The sequence below is a fragment of the Psychrobacter sp. Pi2-52 genome (assembly GCF_904846705.1).
Lineage (GTDB): Bacteria > Pseudomonadota > Gammaproteobacteria > Pseudomonadales > Moraxellaceae > Psychrobacter.
Window position 1 is genome coordinate 1 of the sequence record NZ_CAJHBS010000057.1, and the last position, 918, is coordinate 918.

1 protein-coding gene is annotated in these 918 nt (G+C 40.4%); it reads left to right on the forward strand.

Features of this window, described 5'->3' with window-relative positions:
* Positions 1–68: 68 nt before the first annotated feature.
* Positions 69–509: a transposase family protein gene (locus JMY00_RS13470; RefSeq protein WP_201580534.1), complete on the forward strand. Its 441-nt coding sequence runs from the start codon at positions 69–71 to the stop codon at positions 507–509.
* Positions 510–918: the final 409 nt, after the last annotated feature.

Here is a 918-nt window from a genome sequence, read left to right on the forward strand (position 1 = left end):
AATAGACCTCTTGCAAAAGTAGTAGAGTATTTTACAATAACTCATACATTAACAACTGGCTAAGAACCATGCCAAACATAGATAAGCTTCTCAAACAAAGCAATGCAGGCTTTAAACGCTACACGGGCATTCATAAAGCCACCTTTCGTGAAATGTTAGCTGCCATGCAGCAGCATGAAGCACAAAAGACTAAAACAGGTAGACCAAGCGTGCTTAGTCTTGAAGAACAAATACTACTAGCGATTACCTACTGGCGTGAGTATCGAACGCTCTACCACATCAGTATGGACTTTGGTATTCATGAATCTTCTGCCAGCCGTATCATTCGTAAAGTAGAAGACATATTGATTGATTCAGGTAGGTTTGAGTTGCCTAAAAAGCTTCCTAGTAGAGTTGATGAAGATATTAATTGGTCAGTCGTCATCGTTGATGCCACCGAAACCCCCATTGAGCGTCCAAAAAAAACCAAAGAGACTACTACAGCGGTAAGAAAAAACAACACACTCTAAAAGCTCAGGTTATCGCTCACTGGAAAACCGGTTTAATATTAGATATTCAAACGTCTAAAGGTTCCGTACACGATTTTAAGCTGTATAAAGACACTTGTCCTGATTGGCTTCCTGACAATGCTAAATTACTAGCAGATAGTGGCTATCAGGGCATTGCAAAGTTACATGAACAAAGCTTCACTCCCTTTAAAAAGCCTCGTGGGGGTCAGCTGTTAGAGCTCTGTAAACAAGCCAATCACTATCTGGCTAAGTTTCGCATTATGGTTGAACACAAGATAGGCTTAATCAAGTTGTTCAAAATCGTGGCTCATAAATATCGTAACCGTCGTCAGCGCTATGATCTTAGAATGAAGCTATTCGCCGGTGTTGTTAATTTCGAGCTTAACCTATGACTTTTGCAAGAGGTCTA